Annotated in this window: 18 protein-coding genes and 2 pseudogenes; 5 read left to right on the forward strand and 15 right to left on the reverse strand. The window is 58.7% G+C overall.

The genetic code is table 11. The annotated features are described in order from the left end of the window. Positions 1 to 188 precede the first annotated feature (188 nt). The 4 genes and pseudogenes from RHM58_RS06620 to RHM58_RS06635 all read right to left on the reverse strand — a co-directional run. On the reverse strand, positions 189 to 1,283 hold the full coding sequence (locus tag RHM58_RS06620) for a polyamine ABC transporter substrate-binding protein (protein WP_201205058.1): 1,095 nt from the start codon (positions 1,281 to 1,283) through the stop codon (positions 189 to 191). A gap of 183 nt (positions 1,284 to 1,466) precedes the next feature. Further along, entirely contained in the window at positions 1,467 to 2,831 is a 1,365-nt protein-coding gene (locus tag RHM58_RS06625; protein ID WP_201198690.1) for an aspartate aminotransferase family protein, read from the reverse strand. Between the two features lie 56 nt (positions 2,832 to 2,887). Further along, positions 2,888 to 4,246 carry a glutamine synthetase family protein gene (locus tag RHM58_RS06630; RefSeq protein WP_201198692.1) on the reverse strand — a complete coding sequence of 453 codons (1,359 nt, stop codon included), beginning with the start codon at positions 4,244 to 4,246 and terminating at the stop codon, positions 2,888 to 2,890. Between the two features lie 134 nt (positions 4,247 to 4,380). Further along, positions 4,381 to 4,662: pseudogene (locus RHM58_RS06635) on the reverse strand (gamma-glutamyl-gamma-aminobutyrate hydrolase family protein); the annotation flags it as partial. Positions 4,663 to 4,939: 277 nt separating this feature from the next. Between RHM58_RS06635 and RHM58_RS06640 the strand changes: the two are divergent. Beyond that, positions 4,940 to 6,315, forward strand: a pseudogene (locus tag RHM58_RS06640) (glutamine synthetase family protein). 285 nt (positions 6,316 to 6,600) lie between these two features. Then, positions 6,601 to 7,239, forward strand: coding sequence for a TetR/AcrR family transcriptional regulator (locus RHM58_RS06645; protein WP_201198694.1), 639 nt, complete (start codon positions 6,601 to 6,603; stop codon positions 7,237 to 7,239). 203 nt (positions 7,240 to 7,442) lie between these two features. Here the strand turns inward: RHM58_RS06645 and RHM58_RS06650 are convergent, their stop codons facing one another. The 8 genes from RHM58_RS06650 to RHM58_RS06685 all read right to left on the reverse strand — a co-directional run bounded on the left by RHM58_RS06650 (position 7,443) and on the right by RHM58_RS06685 (position 14,703). Beyond that, entirely contained in the window at positions 7,443 to 7,658 is a 216-nt protein-coding gene (locus RHM58_RS06650) for a TOBE domain-containing protein (protein ID WP_003229256.1), read from the reverse strand. Positions 7,659 to 7,692: 34 nt separating this feature from the next. After that, positions 7,693 to 8,499, reverse strand: a complete 807-nt coding sequence (gene ssuB, locus RHM58_RS06655; RefSeq protein ID WP_201190231.1) for an aliphatic sulfonates ABC transporter ATP-binding protein — start codon at positions 8,497 to 8,499, stop codon at positions 7,693 to 7,695. Next, the gene (ssuC, locus tag RHM58_RS06660) at positions 8,496 to 9,278 is read right to left on the reverse strand and encodes an aliphatic sulfonate ABC transporter permease SsuC (RefSeq protein ID WP_201198698.1); all 783 of its coding nucleotides are present in this window, start codon (positions 9,276 to 9,278) and stop codon (positions 8,496 to 8,498) included. Before ssuC ends, ssuB begins: the two co-directional genes overlap by 4 nt. Before the next feature lie 9 nt (positions 9,279 to 9,287). Further along, complete coding sequence (ssuD, locus tag RHM58_RS06665) at positions 9,288 to 10,436, reverse strand: FMNH2-dependent alkanesulfonate monooxygenase (protein ID WP_322269914.1); 1,149 nt, start codon at positions 10,434 to 10,436, stop codon at positions 9,288 to 9,290. A 25-nt stretch (positions 10,437 to 10,461) separates the two neighbouring features. Continuing rightward, positions 10,462 to 11,427, reverse strand: coding sequence for a sulfonate ABC transporter substrate-binding protein (locus RHM58_RS06670; RefSeq protein WP_201198702.1), 966 nt, complete (start codon positions 11,425 to 11,427; stop codon positions 10,462 to 10,464). A gap of 101 nt (positions 11,428 to 11,528) precedes the next feature. Continuing rightward, a complete protein-coding gene (gene ssuE / locus RHM58_RS06675) occupies positions 11,529 to 12,122 on the reverse strand; it encodes an NADPH-dependent FMN reductase (protein ID WP_201198704.1) in 594 nt (197 codons plus the stop codon). Positions 12,123 to 12,437: 315 nt separating this feature from the next. Then, on the reverse strand, positions 12,438 to 13,076 hold the full coding sequence (locus RHM58_RS06680) for a peroxiredoxin (RefSeq protein WP_322269916.1): 639 nt from the start codon (positions 13,074 to 13,076) through the stop codon (positions 12,438 to 12,440). Between the two features lie 295 nt (positions 13,077 to 13,371). Continuing rightward, entirely contained in the window at positions 13,372 to 14,703 is a 1,332-nt protein-coding gene (locus tag RHM58_RS06685) for an OprD family porin (RefSeq protein WP_201198709.1), read from the reverse strand. Between the two features lie 367 nt (positions 14,704 to 15,070). Here RHM58_RS06685 and tauA point away from each other — a divergent pair, with 367 nt between their 5' ends. Continuing rightward, positions 15,071 to 16,057 (forward strand): taurine ABC transporter substrate-binding protein, encoded by a 987-nt coding sequence (gene tauA / locus RHM58_RS06690; protein ID WP_416195321.1) that lies wholly within the window; start codon positions 15,071 to 15,073, stop codon positions 16,055 to 16,057. 153 nt (positions 16,058 to 16,210) lie between these two features. Here tauA and argA read toward each other — a convergent pair whose 3' ends face one another. After that, positions 16,211 to 17,509 (reverse strand): amino-acid N-acetyltransferase, encoded by a 1,299-nt coding sequence (argA, locus tag RHM58_RS06695; protein ID WP_201198711.1) that lies wholly within the window; start codon positions 17,507 to 17,509, stop codon positions 16,211 to 16,213. 267 nt (positions 17,510 to 17,776) lie between these two features. Next, a complete protein-coding gene (argE, locus tag RHM58_RS06700; RefSeq protein ID WP_201198713.1) occupies positions 17,777 to 18,946 on the reverse strand; it encodes an acetylornithine deacetylase in 1,170 nt (389 codons plus the stop codon). A 157-nt stretch (positions 18,947 to 19,103) separates the two neighbouring features. On the opposite strand from argE, the gene RHM58_RS06705 reads away from it, so the two are divergent. Beyond that, complete coding sequence (locus RHM58_RS06705) at positions 19,104 to 20,471, forward strand: inorganic triphosphatase (RefSeq protein WP_322269918.1); 1,368 nt, start codon at positions 19,104 to 19,106, stop codon at positions 20,469 to 20,471. 155 nt (positions 20,472 to 20,626) lie between these two features. On the opposite strand, the gene RHM58_RS06710 is transcribed toward RHM58_RS06705, so the two are convergent. Continuing rightward, positions 20,627 to 21,097 carry an Lrp/AsnC family transcriptional regulator gene (locus tag RHM58_RS06710; RefSeq protein WP_123509746.1) on the reverse strand — a complete coding sequence of 157 codons (471 nt, stop codon included), beginning with the start codon at positions 21,095 to 21,097 and terminating at the stop codon, positions 20,627 to 20,629. Between the two features lie 126 nt (positions 21,098 to 21,223). On the opposite strand from RHM58_RS06710, the gene RHM58_RS06715 reads away from it, so the two are divergent. Next, positions 21,224 to 21,562 carry a hypothetical protein gene (locus RHM58_RS06715; RefSeq protein WP_201198717.1) on the forward strand — a complete coding sequence of 113 codons (339 nt, stop codon included), beginning with the start codon at positions 21,224 to 21,226 and terminating at the stop codon, positions 21,560 to 21,562. Positions 21,563 to 21,642 lie beyond the last annotated feature (80 nt).

Raw genomic sequence — 21,642 nt, forward strand, 5'->3', positions numbered from 1 at the left:
GTGGAGGTCCTCTAAAATTAGTTGGGCCCAAGTTGCCCCGTGTTACATGACAGCCTTAGCTGCCCAGCAACAAAACCGGCGCGCAACTTACCCTCGATAAACCGTTCCAGCAAAACTTTCTGTCATTTAATTATTCCTGTTGCCGCCACCGCGCAGGCAACGGCAACAGGATGTGGCTTCAAATCGGCTTATTTACCGGATTTGATCTTGGTCCAGCTGCGGGTCAGCTCACGCTGAGTGGCCGCTGGCAAGTCAGCGATCGCATACAGCTTGGCCTGCACTTCGGCGGACGGGTAGATGCCCGGGTCCGAAGTGATTTCCTTGTTCACGTACTGGGTTGCTTCGGCGTTACCGTTAGGGAAACGCACGGCGTTGGTGATGTCGGCCATCACTTTCGGCTGCAACAGGTAGTTCATGAACTTGTAGGCACCGTCGACGTTTTCCGCATCCTTGGGGATCGCGACCATGTCGTAGAAGCTGCCAGCGCCTTCTTTTGGAATGGCGTAGCTGACTTTAACCTTGTCACCGGCTTCAGCAGCGCGGGACTTGGCTTGCTGCACGTCACCCGAGTAACCGACGGCTACGCAGATGTTGCCGTTGGCCAGGTCGGAGATGTACTTGGACGAGTGGAAGTAAGTGACCGAAGGACGAATCTTCAGGAACAGATCTTCGGCTTTCTTGATGTCTTCTTTCTTCTGGCTGTCGGTAGGCAGGCCCAGGTAATGCAGCGCGACTGGCAGCATTTCGGTCGGCGAATCGAGGAAGCTCACACCGCAGCCTTTGAGCTTGGCGATGTTTTCAGGCTTGAACAGGATGTCCCAGGAATCGATTGTGTCGACGCCCAGTGCAGCCTTGACCTTCTCGGGGTTGTAACCGATACCGATCGAGCCCCACATGTAAGGGAAGGCGTGTTTGTTGTCCGGGTCGCTGATGGAAACCGCTTTGAGCAGCGATTTGTTCAGGTTGCCGTAGTTGGACAGCTTGGACTTGTCCAGCTCCTGGTAAACGCCGGCCTTGATCTGCTTGGCGAGAAAGTTGTTCGACGGCACGACGACGTCGTAGCCGGACTTGCCTGCCAGCAACTTGGCTTCCAGGGTTTCGTTGCTGTCGAAAACGTCGTACACCACCTTGATCCCGGACTCTTTCTCGAAGTTCGCGATGGTGTCCGGTGCAATGTAGTCGGACCAGTTGTAGATATGCAGCACCTTGTCATCGGCCTGTACTGCACCCGCCATCACGCCCATCAGGGACATGGCGAGGAGGGTCTTGCCAGCTATCTTCATACCTAATGCCTTCATGGGTAATGCTCCAATTTTTTCTTTTTAACCACGTGCTCAGCGGCCTGTTACTGGGCATCCGAACAACCGGTAGTCTGGCAAGTTACAAGGCAGGCTTTCAAGGAAAGACCCATCCTTTGTTTACTCCGGGCGAAGTGCCGTCTTCGCACCCCGCCCAGAGCCTAGCACTTAGGCCTGCAAGGCACTCAGGGTCAGGTCCAGGCACTTGCGCGCCTTGGCCACCAGCTCATCGATTTCAGCCGGTGTAATCACCAGTGGCGGAGCAATGATCATGGTGTCGCCCACGGCACGCATGATCAGGCCGTTGTCGAAGCAGAACGTGCGGCAAATCATGCCGACGCCCTTGCCTTCGTAACGCTTGCGAGTGGCCTTGTCCTGGACCAGTTCGATGGCCCCCAACAGACCAACGCCGCGCACTTCCCCCACCAACGGGTGATCGCTCAGTTCCCGTAGACGCTTTTGCAAATAGGGTGCCGTTTCTGCGTGAACGCGCTCGATAATTTTTTCTTCGCGCAGGATACGGATGTTTTCCAGTGCCACCGCAGCGGCCACCGGGTGACCGGAATAGGTGAAGCCATGGTTGAAATCGCCGCCCTCATTGAGCACCGCCACCACGTCGTCACGCACGATCAGGCCACCCATCGGGATGTAGCCGGACGTCAGGCCTTTGGCGATGGTCATCATGTCGGGCTTGAGGTCGTAGTAATCACTACCGAACCACTCACCGGTACGGCCGAAACCGCAGATCACTTCGTCGGCCACGAACAGAATGTCGTACTTGGCGAGGATTTCCTTGATGCGCGGCCAGTAGCTTTCAGGCGGAACGATCACGCCACCGGCACCCTGGATGGGTTCGGCAATAAAGGCGCCGACGTTGTCCACGCCGACTTCCAGAATCTTCTCTTCCAGCTGATTGGCAGCCCAGATACCGAACTCTTCCGGGCTCATGTCGCCACCTTCACCGAACCAGTACGGCTGGGCGATGTGGACGATGCCCGGGATCGGCAAGTCGCCTTGTTCGTGCATATAAGTCATGCCACCCAGGCTCGCGCCGGCCACGGTGGAACCGTGATAGCCGTTCTTGCGGCTGATGATGACTTTCTTCTTCGGCTGGCCTTTGATCGCCCAGTAGTGACGAACCATGCGCAGCATGGTGTCGTTGCCTTCGGAACCGGAACCGGTGAAGAACACGTGGTTCATGCCTTCTGGCGCGATGTCGGCGATGGCTTTGGCCAGTTCCAGCACCGGCGGGTGAGCGGTCTGGAAGAACAGGTTGTAATAAGGCAGCTCGCGCATTTGTTTGCTGGCGGCGTCGGCCAGTTCATCACGACCGTAACCGATGGCTACGCACCACAGGCCAGCCATGCCGTCGAGGATCTTGTTGCCTTCGCTGTCCCAGAGGTAAACGCCCTTGGCGCTGGTGATGATGCGCGGGCCTTTCTCTTTAAGCTGTTTGAAGTCGCTGAACGGCGCCAGATGGTGATCGTTGCTCAGCGCCTGCCATTCACGGGTTTGCGGGTTATTGCTGGTCATGCGAATTCTCCTTGTTATTGGTTAGAGCGCAGCTAGACACAGCCGCGCCCGGCGCATCAGACGGCGAAGAGCAGGAATTCCCGCTCCCACGAACTGATCACGCGCTTGAAGTTTTCATGCTCGGCCCGCTTGACCGCGACGTAGCCAGTGATGAATTTTTTGCCCAGGTATTTCTCGATCGTCGCGCTGTTTTCCATCCGGTCCAGCGCGTCTTCGATGGTCAGTGGCAGGCGCAGGTTGCGGCGTTCATAGCCACGGCCCACTACCGGCGCACTTGGGTTCAAGTTTTCGACCATGCCGACATAACCGCAGAGCAGGCTCGCGGCAATCGCCAGGTACGGGTTGGCGTCGGCGCCCGGCAGGCGGTTTTCCACCCGACGGTTTTGCGGGCCGGCATCCGGCACTCGCAGGCCCACGGTACGGTTCTCTTCGCCCCACTCCACGTTCACCGGTGCCGAGGTGTCCGGCAGGAAGCGGCGGAACGAGTTGACGTTCGGGGCGAACAGCGGCAACAGCTCGGGGATCAGCTTCTGCAAACCGCCGATGTGATGCAGGAATAACTGGCTCATGGTCCCGTCTTCATTTGAGAAGACGTTCTTGCCGGTCTCGATGTCGATGATGCTTTGGTGCAAGTGCATCGCACTGCCCGGCTCGCCGGTCATGGGCTTGGCCATGAAGGTCGCCGCCACGTTGTGCTTGAGCGCGGCCTCGCGCATGGTGCGTTTGAACACCAGGATTTGGTCGGCCAGGGACAGGGCATCGCCGTGACGGAAGTTGATTTCCATCTGCGCCGTGCCGTCCTCGTGGATCAGCGTGTCGAGGTCCAGCTCTTGCAGTTCGCACCAGTCGTAGACGTCTTCGAACAGCGGATCGAATTCGTTCGCTGCTTCAATCGAGAACGACTGGCGACCGGTTTCCGGGCGACCGGAACGGCCAATCGGCGGTTGCAGCGGGAAGTCCGGGTCTTCACAGCGTTTGGTCAGGTAAAACTCCATTTCCGGCGCCACGATCGGCTGCCAGCCCTTGTCGGAATAGAGTTTCAGGACCTTCTTGAGCACGTTGCGCGGCGACAGCTCGATCGGGTTGCCTTGCTTGTCGTAGGTGTCGTGGATCACCTGAGCGGTAGGCTCGATAGCCCAAGGCACCAGGAACACCGCGTTCTGGTCGGGGCGGCAGATCATGTCGATGTCGGCCGGGTCGAGCAGTTCGTAATAGATGTCGTCTTCGACGTAGTCGCCGGTCACGGTCTGCAACAGAACGCTCTCGGGCAGGCGCATGCCTTTTTCAGCAATGAACTTGTTGGTCGGCGAAATCTTGCCCCGGGTGATCCCGGTCAAGTCGGCGATCATGCATTCGACTTCTGTGATCTTGTGGTCTTTCAACCAATCGGTGAGCTGGTCGAGGTTGTTACTCATAAATGCCTCTAGGCTGAGTTTCCTGACTCTTATAAGTCAGGCGTTGTTTGACGCGTCGGCGTCGCGTGATACAGATTGCCACTGCAATGGCCGGGCACAAATACCCGTCGCGACCCTGGAGAGGGTCAGCGAAAGCTAGATGTGCGTGCAGAATCATGAGCAGAACCCGGCTTATTGGCTGGGCTGCCACGGTGAAACGGTTCTATATTGGAGGGAGAGCGATTAAAGAGAATGCCGTCCAGATCGTCCAGAATATCGGACGGGGCCAGCGAATCCGCCAAAGACGGAAGAATGAACGGCACGCCTTTGGCAACTGAGGCCATGGCATGTACGTATTTGTCGCCACTGATGTGATAAGCATGCAGACCTATCTGCCTAGAGCAGATGGTGACGCCGATTAACGGCAGGCGAGACATGAAGCACCCCGGTATTATTGGTGTTATGGGTTTGAATCGAGCTTAGCCTTGTTCATTTTTTTACACAACACCCCCGTAAAAAATACAACACGGCCCGCTCAAGCCCGCGGGCGCCAAAGCGCTCAAAGGCAAAAAAACGCCCCAAAGTGCCTCAAAAAGCCCTGCGAGCGCTTTTTTAGGGCAAAAAAGGCCTCGCTTGACTTCGGCATGCCGTTCGGGTTGACTGAAACCCGAAGAGATCAATGATTGATATTTTTAACAACAAAGGTGTTGCATCATGTCGGTACCCCCGCGTGCCGTTCAGCTTAACGAAGCGAACGCGTTCCTTAAGGAACATCCTGAGGTTCTGTACGTTGACCTTCTGATTGCGGATATGAATGGTGTGGTGCGCGGCAAGCGCATTGAACGCACCAGCCTCCACAAGGTTTACGAGAAAGGCATCAACCTGCCGGCCTCTCTATTTGCTCTGGATATCAATGGCTCTACGGTGGAAAGCACCGGCCTGGGTCTGGACATCGGCGATGCTGACCGAATCTGCTATCCAATCCCCGACACCCTGTGCAATGAGCCTTGGCAGAAGCGCCCTACTGCGCAACTGTTAATGACCATGCACGAAATCGAAGGTGAACCTTTCTTCGCCGATCCTCGCGAAGTCTTGCGTCAAGTCGTGACCAAGTTCGATGACCTGGGTCTGACGATCTGCGCCGCGTTCGAACTGGAGTTCTACCTGATCGACCAGGAGAACGTGAACGGTCGACCGCAACCACCACGCTCGCCGATCTCCGGCAAACGTCCGCACTCGACACAGGTCTCCTGATCGACGACCTCGACGAATATGTCGATTGCCTCCAGGACATTCTGGAAGGTGCGAAAGAGCAAGGCATCCCGGCCGACGCCATCGTCAAGGAAAGTGCCCCGGCGCAGTTCGAAGTGAACCTGCACCACGTGGCCGACCCGATCAAGGCTTGCGACTACGCGGTACTGCTCAAGCGCCTGATCAAGAACATCGCCTACGACCATGAGATGGACACCACCTTCATGGCCAAGCCTTACCCAGGCCAGGCGGGTAACGGTCTGCACGTGCACATTTCGATTCTAGACAAAGACGGCAAGAATATTTTTGCCAGTGAGGATCCCGAGCAGAACGCCGCATTGCGTCACGCGATCGGCGGTGTGCTCGAGACCCTACCGGCGCAGATGGCTTTCCTCTGCCCGAACGTCAACTCGTACCGTCGTTTCGGCGCACAGTTCTACGTGCCGAACTCGCCGTGCTGGGGCCTGGACAACCGCACCGTAGCGATTCGCGTACCGACCGGCTCGTCCGATGCCGTACGTATCGAACACCGCGTTGCCGGCGCCGATGCCAACCCGTACCTGCTGATGGCTTCGGTTCTGGCCGGTATTCACCACGGCTTGACCAACAAGATCGAGCCGGGCGCGCCCGTAGAAGGCAACTCCTACGAGCAGAACGAGCAAAGCCTGCCGAACAACCTGCGCGACGCATTGCGTGAGCTGGACGACAGCGAAGTCATGGCCAAGTACATCGATCCGAAATACATCGATATCTTTGTGGCCTGTAAGGAAAGTGAGCTGGAGGAGTTCGAACACTCCATCTCCGACCTTGAGTACAACTGGTACCTGCATACCGTGTAAGTGGTTGCAGTAAAAAGAAACGCCGCCGGCTGATAAGGCCGACGGCGTTTTTTTATGGCCGCCATCAACCCCTGTGGCGAGGGAGCTTGCTCCCGCTGGGTCGCGAAGCGACCCCAAAACCAGTCAATGCGGTGTGCCTGACAGAACCGCATTGCGTATTAAAGGGAGTCCTACGGCCTCCAACGGGAGCAAGCTCCCTCGCCACAGTGAATCACTGAGAGCCACAGGGGATATGGAACATCTCCCGCTCTGCGTACAATGCCCGCTGCCCCGCAGGAGACTCCAATGACGCGCCCCGCCCCTATTCGCAAACCCCGCGCACGCAGCCAGGCCCGGATCGATTCGATACTCGATGCCGCCCGCACGCTGCTCGCCGCCGAGGGCGTGGCCAGCCTGTCGATCTACAGCGTCGCCGAGCGCGCGCAGATCCCGCCGTCCTCGGTCTACCACTTCTTCGCCAGCGTCCCGGCCCTGCTCGAAGCCTTGACCGCCGACGTCCACGCAGCATTCCGCGCCTGCCTGCAAGCGCCGATCAACCACGAAGCCCTCCACAGCTGGCGTGACCTGTCACGACTGGTGGAACAGCGCATGCTCGACATCTACGGCGAAGACGCGGCCGCCCGGCAACTGATCCTCGCCCAGCACGGCCTGACCGAAGTCACCCAGGCCGACCGCCAGCACGACATCGAACTGGGCGACCTGATGCACAAACTGTTCGATCACCACTTCGAGCTGCCGAGGCTGCCGATGGATGTGGATGTGTTTGCGTTGGCGATGGAGCTGGGAGATCGGGTGTATGCGCGCTCGGTGCAACTGCATGGGCAGATCACACCGCGCATGGCTGAGGAAGGGATGCGGGTGTTTGATGCGTATTTGGGGCTTTATCTGCCGCCCTACTTGCCCAAGCGCACCCTTTCAGCCTGAGTTCTCTAGTGGCTTCAATGGCCTCTTCGCGAGCAAGCCCGCTCCCACAATTGATCTTCAATGAGCATGGAATTTGTGTTCGGCACAAATCCCCTGTGGGAGCGGGCTTGCTCGCGAATGCCACACCACCGAACTCACTGATTCACTCGCATAAAAATCCCCGAAGGGCTCACACCCTCCAGGGTTGTTCGTAATGCACGCGTTTACAACTTGGCGATCGACACCTCGGTGGATTTCACGAACGCGATTACTTCGCTGCCGACCACCAGTTCCAGCTCTTTCACCGAACGGGTGGTGATCACTGAAGTGACGATCCCGGAAGCGGTTTGCACGTCGATTTCCGACAGCACGTCACCCAGCACGATTTCTTTGATCGAGCCTTTGAACTGGTTACGAACGTTGATGGCTTTGATAGTCATGATGTTGATTCCTGTCGTTGAGATGAGGCGTGAGTTATTGCGCCCAGCGCAGTTGCGTAGGCAATGGTGAAACAGGTTCCGGCTCCGGCGGCTCGCCGGGCAGTGACAGCACACGGTTGAGGACTTCGGTTTCCAGCGCCGCCAGCCGATGGGAGCCACGAACCCGAGGGCGCGGCAGTTCCACGTGCAGGTCGAGGCCGACTTCACCCTCTTCGATCAGGATCACCCGATCGGCAATCGCCACCGCTTCACTGACGTCGTGGGTCACCAGCAACACGGTGAAACCGTGCTTTTGCCAGAGCCGTTCGATCAGTTGCTGCATTTCAATTCGGGTCAGGGCATCCAGGGCGCCTAGGGGTTCGTCCAGCAGCAGCAAGCGCGGTTGATGGATCAGCGCGCGGGCCAGGGCCACACGTTGCTTCTGGCCACCGGACAAGGCCGCCGGCCACTCATTGGCACGATCCGCCAGGCCTACCGACTCCAACGCGTCCAGTGCTTGTGGTCGCCAGTTGCCCTTGAGCCCGAGGCCGACGTTGTCGATAACCTTTTTCCATGGCAGCAGACGCGCTTCCTGGAACATCAATCGCGTGTCTTCCCGGGCATCACTCAAAGGCGCAGAACCGGCCAGCAATTCGCCGCCCGTGGGCAGGTCGAGACCAGCGAGCAAGCGCAGCAAAGTGCTTTTGCCGCAACCGCTGCGACCGACCACGGCGACGAATTGACCGGCCGGAATGTGCAGGTCGATCTCGCGCAGTACCTGCCGCGAACCAAAAGTCTTTTGCAGTTTGCGCACCGCCAGCGGAATCCCGCGCAGCAGGCGTGGAGGTTGTTGAGCAGTCATGCGGCACCTCCTTTGGCAACCTGATACGCCGGATGCCAGCGTAGCCAGACACGCTCCAGTCCACGGGCCGCAAGGTCGGCCAGTTTGCCGAGCACCGCGTACAACAGAATCGCCAGCACCACCACGTCGGTCTGCAAGAACTCTCGCGCATTCATCGCCAGATAGCCGATGCCGGAGCTGGCGGAAATGGTTTCGGCGACGATCAGCGTCAGCCACATAAAGCCCAGCGCGAAACGCACACCGACCAGAATCGAAGGCAGTGCACCCGGCAGGATCACCTGACGGAACAGACTGAAACCGGACAAGCCGTAACTGCGCGCCATCTCCACCAGCGCCGGATCGACGTTGCGGATGCCGTGATAGGTATTGAGGTAGATCGGGAACAACGTGCCCAACGCCACCAGGAAAATCTTCGCCGACTCATCGATGCCGAACCAGAGGATCACCAGTGGAATCAGCGCCAGGTGCGGTACGTTACGGATCATCTGTACCGAACTGTCGAGCAGGCGCTCGCCCCACTTCGACAAGCCGGTGATGAAGCCCAACGCCAGACCAATGCTGCCGCCAATGGTGAAACCCAGCGCCGCACGCCAGCCACTGATGGCGAGGTGAGTCCAGATTTCGCCGCTGCGCACCAGGCTCACGCCGGCTTCGATCACCGCGATGGGTGCCGGCAGAATCCGTGTCGACAACCAACCCGCCGACACCGATAACTGCCACACCGCCAGCAACAACACCGGCAACGCCCAGGGCGCGAGGGTGTGGATAATTTTCTTCATGGCGGCGCCTCAGCTCTGGGACGCGGCTTTAGGGAGGATGTCGTTGGCCACCATCTCGCCAAACGGGCTGACGAAGTTGGCACCTTGGGGCTGTTCCGGGCGCTGCACGTCAATGTGCGGGAACAGCAATTCGGCGACGCGGTAAGCCTCTTCCAGGTGTGGATAACCGGAGAAGATGAACGTGTCGATGCCCAGGTCCGCGTATTCCTTCATGCGCGCGGCCACGGTCGGGCCATCGCCCACCAATGCGGTGCCGGCGCCGCCGCGCACCAAGCCAACACCGGCCCAGAGATTGGGGCTGACTTCCAGGTTGTCGCGGCTACCGCCATGCAGTGCGGCCATACGTTGCTGACCCACCGAATCGAACCGCGACAGCGAAGCCTGGGCCCGAGCGATGGTCTCGTCGTCCACATGGGAGATCAGTCGATCCGCCGCGGCCCACGCTTCCTCGTTGGTTTCACGCACGATCACATGCAGGCGAATGCCGAAGCGTACGGTGCGACCGAGCTTCGCGGCTTTGGCCCGCACTTGCTCAATTTTCTCGGCCACGGCGGCCGGTGGTTCGCCCCAGGTCAGGACCATTTCCACCTGTTCGGCGGCCAGGTCCTGCGCGGCTTCCGACGAACCACCGAAGTACAGCGGCGGACGCGGTCGCTGGATCGGCGGATAGAGCAACTTGGCGCCCTTAACGCTGATGTGCTGGCCGTCGTAATCGACGGTTTCGCCTTCCAGCACGCGGCGCCAGATGCGGGTGAATTCTACCGAGGCCTGATAACGCTCTTCGTGGCTGAGGAACAAACCGTCGCCGGCCAATTCATCCGGATCACCACCCGTCACCAGGTTGAACAGCGCACGACCGCCGGACAAGCGATCCAGTGTCGCCGCTTGCCGCGCGGCCACCGTTGGGGAAATGATCCCGGGGCGCAGGGCGACAAGGAATTTCAAACGCTGGGTGACCGGGATCAGCGACGCGGCCACCAGCCACGAGTCTTCGCAAGAGCGACCGGTGGGAATCAGCACACCGCCGAAACCCAGGCGATCCGCCGCTTGGGCGATCTGTTGCAGGTAACCGTGGTCAACGGCGCGAGCGCCTTCGGCGGTGCCAAGGTAATGGCCGTCGCCGTGGGTAGGCAGGAACCAGAAAATATTGAGGCTCATGGAGTGGTCTCCTTAGGAAATCGAATTACTGCGCTTTGGCAACGGCTGCCGGTGGCGTCCAGATCACGTCTTTGATGCTCAAGGGCTTGGGAATCAGCTTGAGCTGGTAGAAGCTGTCGGCGATTTTCTGTTGGGCGGCGACCACTTCCGGCGTGAGGAACAACGCGCCGTAGCCCTGGCGTTTCACCGAGGTCAGGGTGATGTCTGCCGGCAGGCCGAGCAGAGGCGAAACTTGTTTGGTGACGTCTTCGGGATTGGCCTTGGACCATTCACCGACCGCGCGCACTTCCTCGACAAGGGCCTTGATCACCTCGGGATTTTTCTGCGCGTAGGGTTTGGTCGCCAGGTAGAACTGATGGTTGTCGACGATGCCCTGGCCATCGCGCAGGGTGCGCGCTTGCAGTTGCTGTTCGGCGGCAGCCTGGTACGGGTCCCAGATCACCCAGGCATCGACGCTGCCGCGCTCGAACGCAGCGCGGGCATCGGCGGGCGGCAGGAATACGGTCTGGATGTCGGTGTATTTGAGGCCGGCGTCTTCCAGCGCCCGGACCAATAGGTAGTGAACATTGGAGCCTTTGTTCAGGACGACTTTCTTGCCCTTGAGGTCCGCTACGGATTTGATTGTCGAGTCCTTCGGCACCAGGATCGCTTCGCTGTGCGGCGCTGGCGGTTCGTAGGCGACGTAGAGCAGATCGGCGCCGGCCGCCTGGGCGAATACCGGAGGCGTTTCACCGGTGACACCGAAGTCGATGGAGCCGACGTTCAGGCCTTCCAGCAGCTGCGGGCCGCCGGGGAATTCAGTCCATTGCACGTCCACACCTTGGGCGGCGAGGCGTTTTTCCAACGTGCCTTTGGCTTTGAGCAGCACCAGGGTGCCGTACTTTTGATAGCCGATTCGCAAAGTCTCGGCTTGTGCTTGAGAAATAACGCCGAAGGACACAGCCGCCACAAACAGAGCGACCAGACCACGACGCAAAATGACAGTGCGCATAGCGCTCTCCTATTTGCTGTTGGGTTTTGGCTGCACCTGCTTGGCCGTTAGCGGCTGAGTAAGGTGAGGACTTCAAATTCAGGGGTGGCTTAAGTGCCGGCTTAAATGCTCCAGCGAGCACTCAACAAACGTTCGTTCAGCAGGTTCGGGTCGATCGGCTTGGGCCGTCGCGCCATGGCGCTGAAAAACAGCTCCAGTGATTCATTCAGTCGTTCTTCCAACTCGGGCGCCAACAGCGCCTGGGCGCTGCCTTCGCCGTAAGCGATCTGGCTGTCCACGGCGAAAATCCCGTGGAGCATTTCCTGGGCCTTCAATGCCGAGAGCACTGGTTTGAGTGCGTAGTCCACCGCCAACATGTGGGCGATGCTGCCGCCGGTGGCCATTGGCAACACCACTTTGTGGGCCAGGGCCCGCTCGGGGAGCAGATCCAATACAGTTTTCAGAGCGCCGGAGAACGATGCCTTGTAGACCGGCGTGGCGATGAGCAGGCCATCGGCGTTTTCAATCTGTTGCAGCAGGTCGATCACCTTCGGGCTGTCGAAGCGGGCATGCAGCAAGTCTTCAGCCGGGAAGTCCCGTACCTGATAACTCACCACTTCCACACCTTGTTCTTGCAACCAGCGCTGCGAACGCTCCAGCAGCACCCCGGAACGAGAGCGTTGGCTGGGGCTGCCACCGAGTGAGACGACCAGCATTCAGATGATTCCTTGAGCGGTGTTAGCGATTCGCCGTGCGCGATCTCGCTTTGATGGAAGTGACCTTAACAGGTGATTTATATATCCATAAATCATATTTATTCATTTAGTTATTCTTTGTAGATCTATACAGAACACCCAAATTCAGGCAAAAAAAGGCCGTCGAAACGGCCTGAAATCCCCTGCTTTGAGAATGCATGCCCCACCTGTAGGAGCGAGGCTTGCCCGCGCAGGCGTCATCATGGCCAGCATCAATGTCGGACGTGATGGCCTCTTCGCGGGCAAGCCTCGCTCCTACAGGGGCAGTATTTCAGATCAACGATTCGGTTGCGGCGTCAGGCGCAGGTACGGTTTCACCGCGCGATAACCCTTGGGAAAGCGTTTCTTGATTTCGTCTTCGTCCTTGAGCGACGGCACGATCACCACTTCATCACCGTTCTGCCAGTTGGCCGGGGTGGCCACTTTGTAGTTATCGGTGAGTTGCAGCGAGTCGATCACCCGCAGGATTTCATGAAAGTTGCGACCGGTGCTGGCCGGATAAGTGATGGTCAACCGAACCTTCTTGTTCGGGTCGATTACGAACAGCGAGCGCACCGTCAGGGTGTCGTTGGCATTCGGGTGAATCAGGTCGTACAGGTCCGAGACCTTGCGATCAGCGTCGGCCAGGATCGGGAAGTTGACGATCGTGTTCTGGGTTTCGTTGATGTCCTCGATCCACTTGTGGTGCGAGTCCACCGGGTCGACGGACAGCGCGATGGCTTTTACGCCGCGCAGGGCAAATTCATCCTTGAGCTTGGCGGTGAAGCCCAGTTCGGTGGTGCACACCGGGGTGAAGTCCGCCGGGTGGGAAAACAGCACGCCCCAGCTATCACCCAGCCATTCGTGGAAACGGATGGTGCCGGCGCTGGAATCCTGTTCGAAGTCGGGGGCGATGTCGCCAAGTCTGAGGCTCATGGTGCTGCTCCTGGTGAGTGCTTGATGAGCTCAACTGTGCCTGTGTTTCTTATAGTTTAAAAAGAATAAATATCGATTTATTTAGATCATAAATGAATATTAAAGATCTGTTCACTGGACCTGCACGGTCATCGAGACGAACATCGCTCACAAGGTTCGAGAAGGCCTTGAGTAGCTGCACAGAGGGGAATTTCGGGGAAGGTTTACGGGGGTGAGCCTGACTCGGAAATGTAAAAGCCCCGCTCGGCGTGGTGCCGGGCGGGGCTTTTTTACTCAGACTTACAAGGTCACGCTATTACAACAGCGGGATCGAGTAGCTGACGATCAGACGGTTTTCGTCTTGATCGCGAGTGCTGGCCAGGTCGGTGCGCCACATGGCGTTCTTCCAGGCAACACCGAGGTTTTTCAGCGGACCTTGTGGAACAACATAACCTACGGTCAGGTCACGTTCCCACTCGGTCTTCTCACCAGCGGTGCTGTCGATGTTGTTGCCACGCAGGTAGATCACACCAGCAGTCAGGCCTGGCAGGCCGACTTTGGCGAAGTCATAGGCATAGCGAGCTTGCCAGGTACGTTCGCCAGCACGGGCAAACTTCTGGATCTGCATGTCGGTGATGGTGCTGTTGGACGAGCCGTCACCCTGGTTCAGCCAAGGGAAGTCGCTGTCGCCCTTGGTGTACTGGTAGCCGCCGCCGAAGGTGTGACCTTCAACCGAGTACAAGGCCAGGTAGCTGTAAAGGTCGTTGTCGACTTTACCAGCGGTTTTGGTCTTGTTGTCCGGATAGTAACCGGAGGTGAAGTAGGCAGCAGTATCGCCGTTGGCACCGTTGTCGCGGCTGCGGTAGTAACGCAGGTCACTTTTCAGGACGCCAGGACCGATGGACCAGTTGTGCACCAGGCCCAGGAAGTTCTGCGAGTAGAAGTCTTTCAGCTCACCGTAGTAGTACGAAGCGGTCAGATCCTTGGTGATCTTGTAGTCAGCGCCAGCGTAGTAGAACTTGTTGCTGAACTGGCCGGTGTCGTAGTTGGAGCCTTTGTTGGCGCCAGCGATCGACAGATCTGCATCGTTGCTGGAGTTACGGCCTTTGGCGGACTCGATTTGACCAGCGGTCAGGGTCAGGTCTTTGATTTCGTTCGAAGTGAGCTGACCACCGGTGAAGGTTTGTGGCAGCAGACGACCATCGTTGTACTTGATGACCGGGTTGTTCGGCATCAGGGTGCCGACTTTCAGTTCGGTCTGGGAGATCTTGACCTTACCGGTCAGACCCAGGCTTCCGAAGTCTGGAACAGCACTGTTGCCATCGCTCGGGAACACGGTGCCGCCAGAAGAAGTGCCGCTGGAGTTACCGCTCTTGGCCGGGCTGGAATCCAGACGCACGCCGTACAGGCCGATCGCATCAACGCCGAACTGAACAGTACCTTGGGTGTAACCCGAGATGAAACGCAGATCGAAGCCTTGGCCCCACTCTTCGTTCTTGTTCGCGCCAGTGCCATCGCGGTTATCGGTGTTGATGTAGAAGTTACGCAGACCCAAGGTAGCCTTGCTGTCTTCGATGAAACCGGCGGCGCCTGCCTGCTGCGCCAAAACCCCTACGGCCACTGCCAGGGCCAAAGTGGACTTGTTCATTGTTTCGCTCCTCTCGTTCTAATTCTTGTGTATCTGGTCCTGGGTCGTATGCCCTGGATCCGAAGATGCGCGATTAGCGCCAGACCGTGACCAATAAGTCAATCGTTACCAACCATGTCTACGACCTTCGTCTAACCGCAGTGATTTGGTCCCTGCAGGGTAATGAATTACTCATAAACCCAAAAAGAATTATTTCATTCTTTTTCATACCGCAATGGAATATAGCTCATCACTGCGAAACCGCACCGGGACATCAGGTATCGGCTCATAAGCTAATTACTAAATGGTATTTATTAGCCTTTTTTTAGATCGCTTAGCGTTGACACATCTTCAATTCGTCAACCCCTATCGAAAAGGCGACGCCATGATGGCCAAACGCGCACTATCCAGTCAAATTGTTACAGTTTGTATATCGATATTAATTTCCTGTGGTGCTCAAGCGGCCAACCTCACGGTGGGCTATCAGACCGGTATCGACCCGAGCAAAGTACCTCAGGCAGATGGCACTTATGAGACAGCCATTGGACAGAAAATTGACTGGCGGCGTTTTAATAGCGGCCCGGAAGTGGTCACCGCCATTGCCTCCGGCGATGTGCAGATCGGCAACCTTGGTTCCAGCCCCCTGGCCGCGGCCGCTTCACGCAATCTGCCAATCGTCGCGTTTATCGTTTCCGCCCAGATCAACGCCGCCGAAGCCTTGGTTGTGCGTAATGGCAGCGGCATCAATAAACCGGAAGATTTGATCGGCAAGACCATCGCCACGCCCTTCGTTTCAACGTCCCATTACAGCCTGCTCGGCGCACTGAAGCATTGGGGCCTCGATGCCTCAAAAGTCAAAGTGGTGAACCTGCAACCTGCTGAAATCGCCGCTGCCTGGAAGCGTGGCGACATCGACGGCGCATTTGTCTGGTCACCGGCGCTGGGGGAAATTCGTAAGACCGGCAAGACCTTGACCGATGCCGCACAGGTCGGCCAATGGGGTGCGCCGACCTTCGAGGTCTGGGTCGCGCGCAAGGATTACGCCGAGAAGCATCCAGAGGTGGTGGCGAAATTCGCCAAGGTCACCCTGGACTCGTTCGCCGACTATGCCGCCCATAAAGACAGCTGGACTGCCGACTCGGTGCCGGTGCAGAAAATCGCCAAACTGACCGGAGCCAATGCCGCCGACGTGCCGGAATTGCTGGCCGGCTCAAACTTCCCGGATGCCAAGGCGCAACAGACCACCGCGCTGCTGGACGGCGGCACAGCCAAGGCAATTGGTGAGACAGCGAAGTTTTTGAAGGAGCAAGGAAAGGTCGAAACGGTGCTGCCGGATTACTCGCCGTACGTTAGCGCGAAGTTCGTAAAGGAATAACACAACCCCTGTGGCGAGGGAGCTTGCTCCCGCTGGAGGCCGAAGGACTCCCAAACCCGGCAGCGCGTTGATTCAGATATAACGCGATTGCCGGGCTTGGGGCCGCTACGCAGCCCAGCGGGAGCAAGCTCCCTCGCCACAATAGTTTTGTGGTTACAGGGTCTTTTCGAAGATCTTCGAATTACGCTGATAGTTGTACAGCGACGCCCGCGCCGACGGCAGGCGCTCGACGCTGCTTGGCTCGAACCCACGCTCGCGGAACCAGTGAGCGGTCCGGGTGGTCAGCACGAACAGGGTTTTCAGACCCTGCGCCCGGGCACGGGTTTCGATCCGTTCCAACAGTTCATCGCCACGACCGCCATGGCGATACTCCGGGTTCACCGCCAGACAGGCCAGTTCCCCGGCATCCGAATCGGCAATCTGATACAGCGCCGCGCAGGCGATGATCATGCCTTCGCGCTCGACCACGCTGAACTGCTCGATCTCACGTTCCAGCACTTCACGGGAACGGCGTACCAGAATCCCCTGCTCTTCCAACGGGCTGATCAAGTCCAGCAAACCACCGACGTCTTCAATCGCCGCTTCGCGCACCAGCTCGAATTGTTCCTGGGCCACCAACGTGCCGCCACCGTCGCGGGTGAACAGTTCGGTCAGCAGCGCACCGTCTTCGGCGTAGCTGACGATATGGCTACGCGCCACGCCGCCGCGACACGCTTCAGCCGCCGCATCCAGCAACTCAGCCTGATAGTTGCTGCCCAGGCGTTGCAGATGCGCCGGCACCTGTTGCGGACGCAACTCGCGAACCAGGCGACCGTGTTCATCGATCAAGCCCAGGTCCGCGCCGAACAGCAGCAGTTTGTCCGCGCCGAGGTCGATGGCAGCACGGGTGGCGACGTCTTCACACGCCAGGTTGAAAATCTCACCGGTCGGCGAGTAGCCCAGCGGCGACAGCAGCACGATGGAGCGCTCGTCCAGCAGGCGATTGATGCCCTTGCGGTCGACCCGGCGCACTTCGCCGGTGTGGTGATAGTCGACGCCTTCGAGCACGCCAATCGGCCGTGCCGTCACCAGGTTGCCGCTGGCCACCCGCAGCCGCGAGCCCTGCATCGGCGACGAGGCCATGTCCATGGACAACCGCGCTTCAATGGCGATACGCAGTTGACCGACCGCATCGATCACGCATTCCAGGGTCGCGGCATCGGTGATGCGCATCCCGTGGTGGTAGTGCGGGATCAGGCCGCGGGCGGCGAGGCGGGTTTCGATTTGCGGACGGGAACCATGAACCAGCACCAGTCGCACGCCGAGGCTGTGCAACAGCACCAGGTCGTGGACGATATTGCCGAAGTTCGGATGCTCCACACCGTCGCCGGGCAGCATGACGACGAACGTGCAATCGCGGTGGGCATTGATGTAAGGAGATGCGTGACGAAGCCAATTAACGTATTCGGGCATGAACCTGGGCCTGTAATAAATAGCAGCCAAAAAATGGGCGAAACACAAAACGCACAACGGGCTGGTGGTTATCGTCGGAACAGGCTTGGCAACACGCGAGCTCTCCTCATGAATACGGGTTTGGACACTGGTAATTTAAACCGGTTAATCAGCCTAAACACAGAACCTGTGGGAGCGGGCTTGCTCGCGAAGGGGCCGTGTCAGCCGACATCAATATTGCCTGACACACCACTTTCGCGAGCAAGCCCGCTCCCACCTGGATTGCGTTTAACTGGCTGGCATTGGGTTTTGGGCCGGTGTCAGGCAGTAATGTTCAATCAGTTGTCTTAATAGATGCACGGTAGGCTGCAAACGTGACATTTCGAGGTATTCCCCCGGTTGGTGAGCGCAAGCGATGTCGCCCGGGCCGAGCACCAGTGTTTCGCAGCCAAGACGCTGAAGATAAGGTGCTTCCGTGCCGAACGCTACTGCTTCGGCCCGATGACCGGTGAGCTTTTCCGCGACCCGGACCAATTCGGCGTCTTCGGCCTGCTCGAACGGTGGCACTTCGGGGAACAGCGGCGCGTAATCGATCTTCACCTGATGCCGCTCGGCAATCGGCTTGAGCTTCTGCAAAATCGCCTCGCGCAGGGCATTCGGGTCCATGCCCGGCAGCGGTCGCAGGTCAAATTCCAGCGAACACTGGCCACAGATGCGGTTGGGGTTGTCACCGCCGTGGATGCAGCCGAAGTTCATCGTCGGTTGCGGCACGCTGAACTGCGGGTTGCGGAATTCGCGTTGCCATAAAAGACGCAAGCCGCGCAGTTCGCCAATCGCGTCGTGCATGGCTTCGAGAGCACTGTGCCCCAGGCTTGGGTCCGAGGAATGGCCGCTGCGACCGAGAATATCGATGCGTTCCATCATCACGCCTTTATGCAGGCGGATCGGCTTCAGGCCGGTCGGCTCGCCAATCACCGCCGCCCGGCCCAGCGGGCGTCCAGCGGCGGCCAGGGCCCGCGCCCCGGACATCGAGCTTTCTTCATCGCAAGTGGCGAGGATCATCAAGGGCTGCTTGAACGGCTGGTCGAGCAGCGGAATGACCGCTTCGATGGCCAAGGCGAAAAAGCCCTTCATGTCACAACTGCCGAGGCCGACCCAACGGCCGTCCACTTCCGTCAGTTTCAATGGATCGGTCTGCCACAACGCGCCGTCGAACGGCACGGTGTCGCTGTGCCCGGCCAGCACTAGCCCACCGGGGCCGGAACCAAAACTGGCGAGCAAGTTGAATTTGCCGGGGCTGACCTGCTGGATATCACAGGCAAAACCCAAATCACCGAGCCAGGTCGCCAGCAAGTCGATCACCGGACGATTGGTTTGATCCAGGCTCGGCTGGGTACAACTGACCGACGGCGCAGCGATCAGCGCAGCGAACTGATCTTTCATGGACGGCAAAGGCATCGCTGACTCCAAACTCCCGATTTGAAGTCCATCATAGAACCATCCGGCTTCAGGAATAAACCGCCGCGGCGCGTAGGACTTGTGAGTCCTGTACACTGCACGACCTTGGCAGCCACACATTCCCCCGGCTGCGCTCCCGATCCTGGATTTTCCGGCCATGCAGAAAGAAACCGAAATCAAACTCCGCGTCAGCCGCGAAACCCTCGCTGCCCTGCGCGAGCACCCGCTACTGAAAAAACGCAACAAAAGTGGCTGGGAACGCCGTGAGTTGATGAACCAGTACTTCGACACGCCTGAGCGCGACCTGGCCCGCGCCAAGGTTGCCCTGCGCCTGCGCCGCGATGGCGAAGAAGTGATTCAGACCCTCAAGACCCGCGGCCAGAGCGTTGCCGGTCTGTCCGAGCGTAACGAATACGACTGGAACCTGCCCAAAGCCAAGCTCGACGTGAAGAAACTCGACGGCGAATGCTGGCCTGAAGAGCTGGCCGAGCTGGACAAGAAAACCCTGAAAGCCATTTTCACCACCGATTTCGTTCGCGAACGCGCGGAAATCGCTTGGGGCCGTGGCAAGACCAAAGTGGTCATCGAAGCGGCGCTGGACTTCGGCCACGTAGTGGTCGGTAAACAGAAAGAAGAAATCTGCGAGCTCGAACTGGAACTGCGCGAAGGCGAACCTGCCGCGCTGCTGGAACTGGCCGCTGAACTGGCCGCGACCCTGGCCCTGATGCCGTGTGACATCAGCAAGGCCGAGCGCGGCTATCGTTTGTACGACGCCAACAGCTACTCGCTGAGCCTGCCGGCGCCGCAAATCACTGCCGAAATGCCGCTGGACGACGCTTTCGCCGCCCTGAGCTGGCACTTGTTGGGCAGCAGCCAGCGTCTGGCTGAACAATATCGCTTCAATGGCCACTGGCGCCTGTTGCAGGACTGGGTCGAAAACCTCGGTGAACTGCGCGCGCTGCTCAGCAGCCTCGGTCAAGCGGCACCGCGTCAGTCGACTCACGACCTGCGCGTTGCACTCGACGCCTTGCTGGAAGACTGGCGTCCGCTGGTTCAAGCCGGGCTGGACGACGAAGACGTGCGCAAAGCCGCGCCGGAGCAGTTCCTCGAAGAACTGGAAGACCCGCGCTGGGGCCTGTTCTCGCTGAACACTTCGCGCTGGTTGCTGGCCCGCACCTGGGCTGCCGATCGCAACGTGCGCGGCAATCGCCAAGGCGCTGCGCAACTGGCCAACTGGCTCCCGCGCCTGCTGGGCGAAGAAGCCACGTCCCTGCAATTGCAGCGTTATCAGCAACAGCCGGAAGACCTGGCCGAGCAACTGCCACGCATCGAACGCATCCAGGCCTGGATGCACCACGCCCGTGGCGTGCTGGACATCCCGGAAATGGATCGCCTGTACGGTGAGCTGAACAAACTGGCGCAACTGGCCAACGAGCCGATCACCGACGAAAGCCTGGATGCGCGCAAGCAGCAGGCGATTGCCGTGTATCAGAACCGTGCCTGGAAAATGTTGTTGCGTATGTAACAACTAAGACCTGTGGCGAGGGAGCTTGCTCCCGCTGGGGTGCGAAGCGCCCCCAAATCCGACAAACGCGTTACGCCTGTTTCACCGCGTTTTCGGGATAGGGAGTCCTTCGGCCTCCAGCGGGAGCAAGCTCCCTCGCCACAAGTTCATAGGCGTTACCGCAACACCGGCAAACTCGTCGTGGACTTGATCTCCGACAGCGCCACGATCGAGTTCACCTCCTGAATCCCCGGCACCATCGACAGCTTCTCAAAGAAGAAGCGCTCATAAGCCTCGATGTCCGCCGTGACGATCCGCAGCAAGAAATCCACCGACCCCATCAGCACATAACACTCCAGTACTTCGGGAAAGCCGCGAATCGCCTCGGTGAACTCTGTGAAGTTCGAACGCCCGTGGGCATTGAGTTTGATCTCGGCGAAGATCTGCGTGTTCAGGCCTATTTTCTTGCGATCAAGCAGGGTCACCTGAGCGCGAATGATCCCCTCCTCCTTCATCCGCTGAATCCGCCGCCAGCACGGCGATTGCGACAGTCCCACCTGCTCGGCGATTTGTGCGCTGGAGAGTGAGGCGTCCTCTTGCAGCAACGCGAGAATTTTGCGGTCGTAGCCATCCAGCTCGGCGTGCATAGAAAAACCTTTGATTGATAGCTTGTTGAATCAAACGATTCGATAAATCGCCAATGAGCCCAATCATAGATAAGAAATGCCCGACACCGAATGTAAAAATTCCTCCAGTGATTTTGGAGACCGACCATGCCGCATCTTGAAGCCGTGAATACCCCGCTAGCCCGCGCCGACGTGTGGAATGTCAGCAACGCCCATTGCCGCGTTCAGTACCAACTGCTGGCCGAGGCCGAACCGGATCTGCTGTGCCGCGCACTCAACCTGTTCGCCTTGCAGTTTCTGACCCCCGAGCAGGTCAACGTGCAACGCATGGACGATTTGCTGTCGATCGACATCGTCATCGACGGCTTGAGCTGGCACCGCGCTGAAGTGATCGCTGAAAAATTACGTAACCTGATCAGCGTCTGCTCGGTGAACCTGCAAAGTGCTGATGCGGCGTGGGATGAGCAGACACAAGCGGCGGGCTGAAAGAACTGGAAACGGCTTTGCCAGGTAGTGGCCCAACGGTCTGCGGGTCCGCGACTATCCTTTGCACACTGCGGTCTAGA

This window comes from Pseudomonas sp. 10S4 (genome assembly GCF_034344865.1).
Lineage (GTDB): Bacteria > Pseudomonadota > Gammaproteobacteria > Pseudomonadales > Pseudomonadaceae > Aquipseudomonas.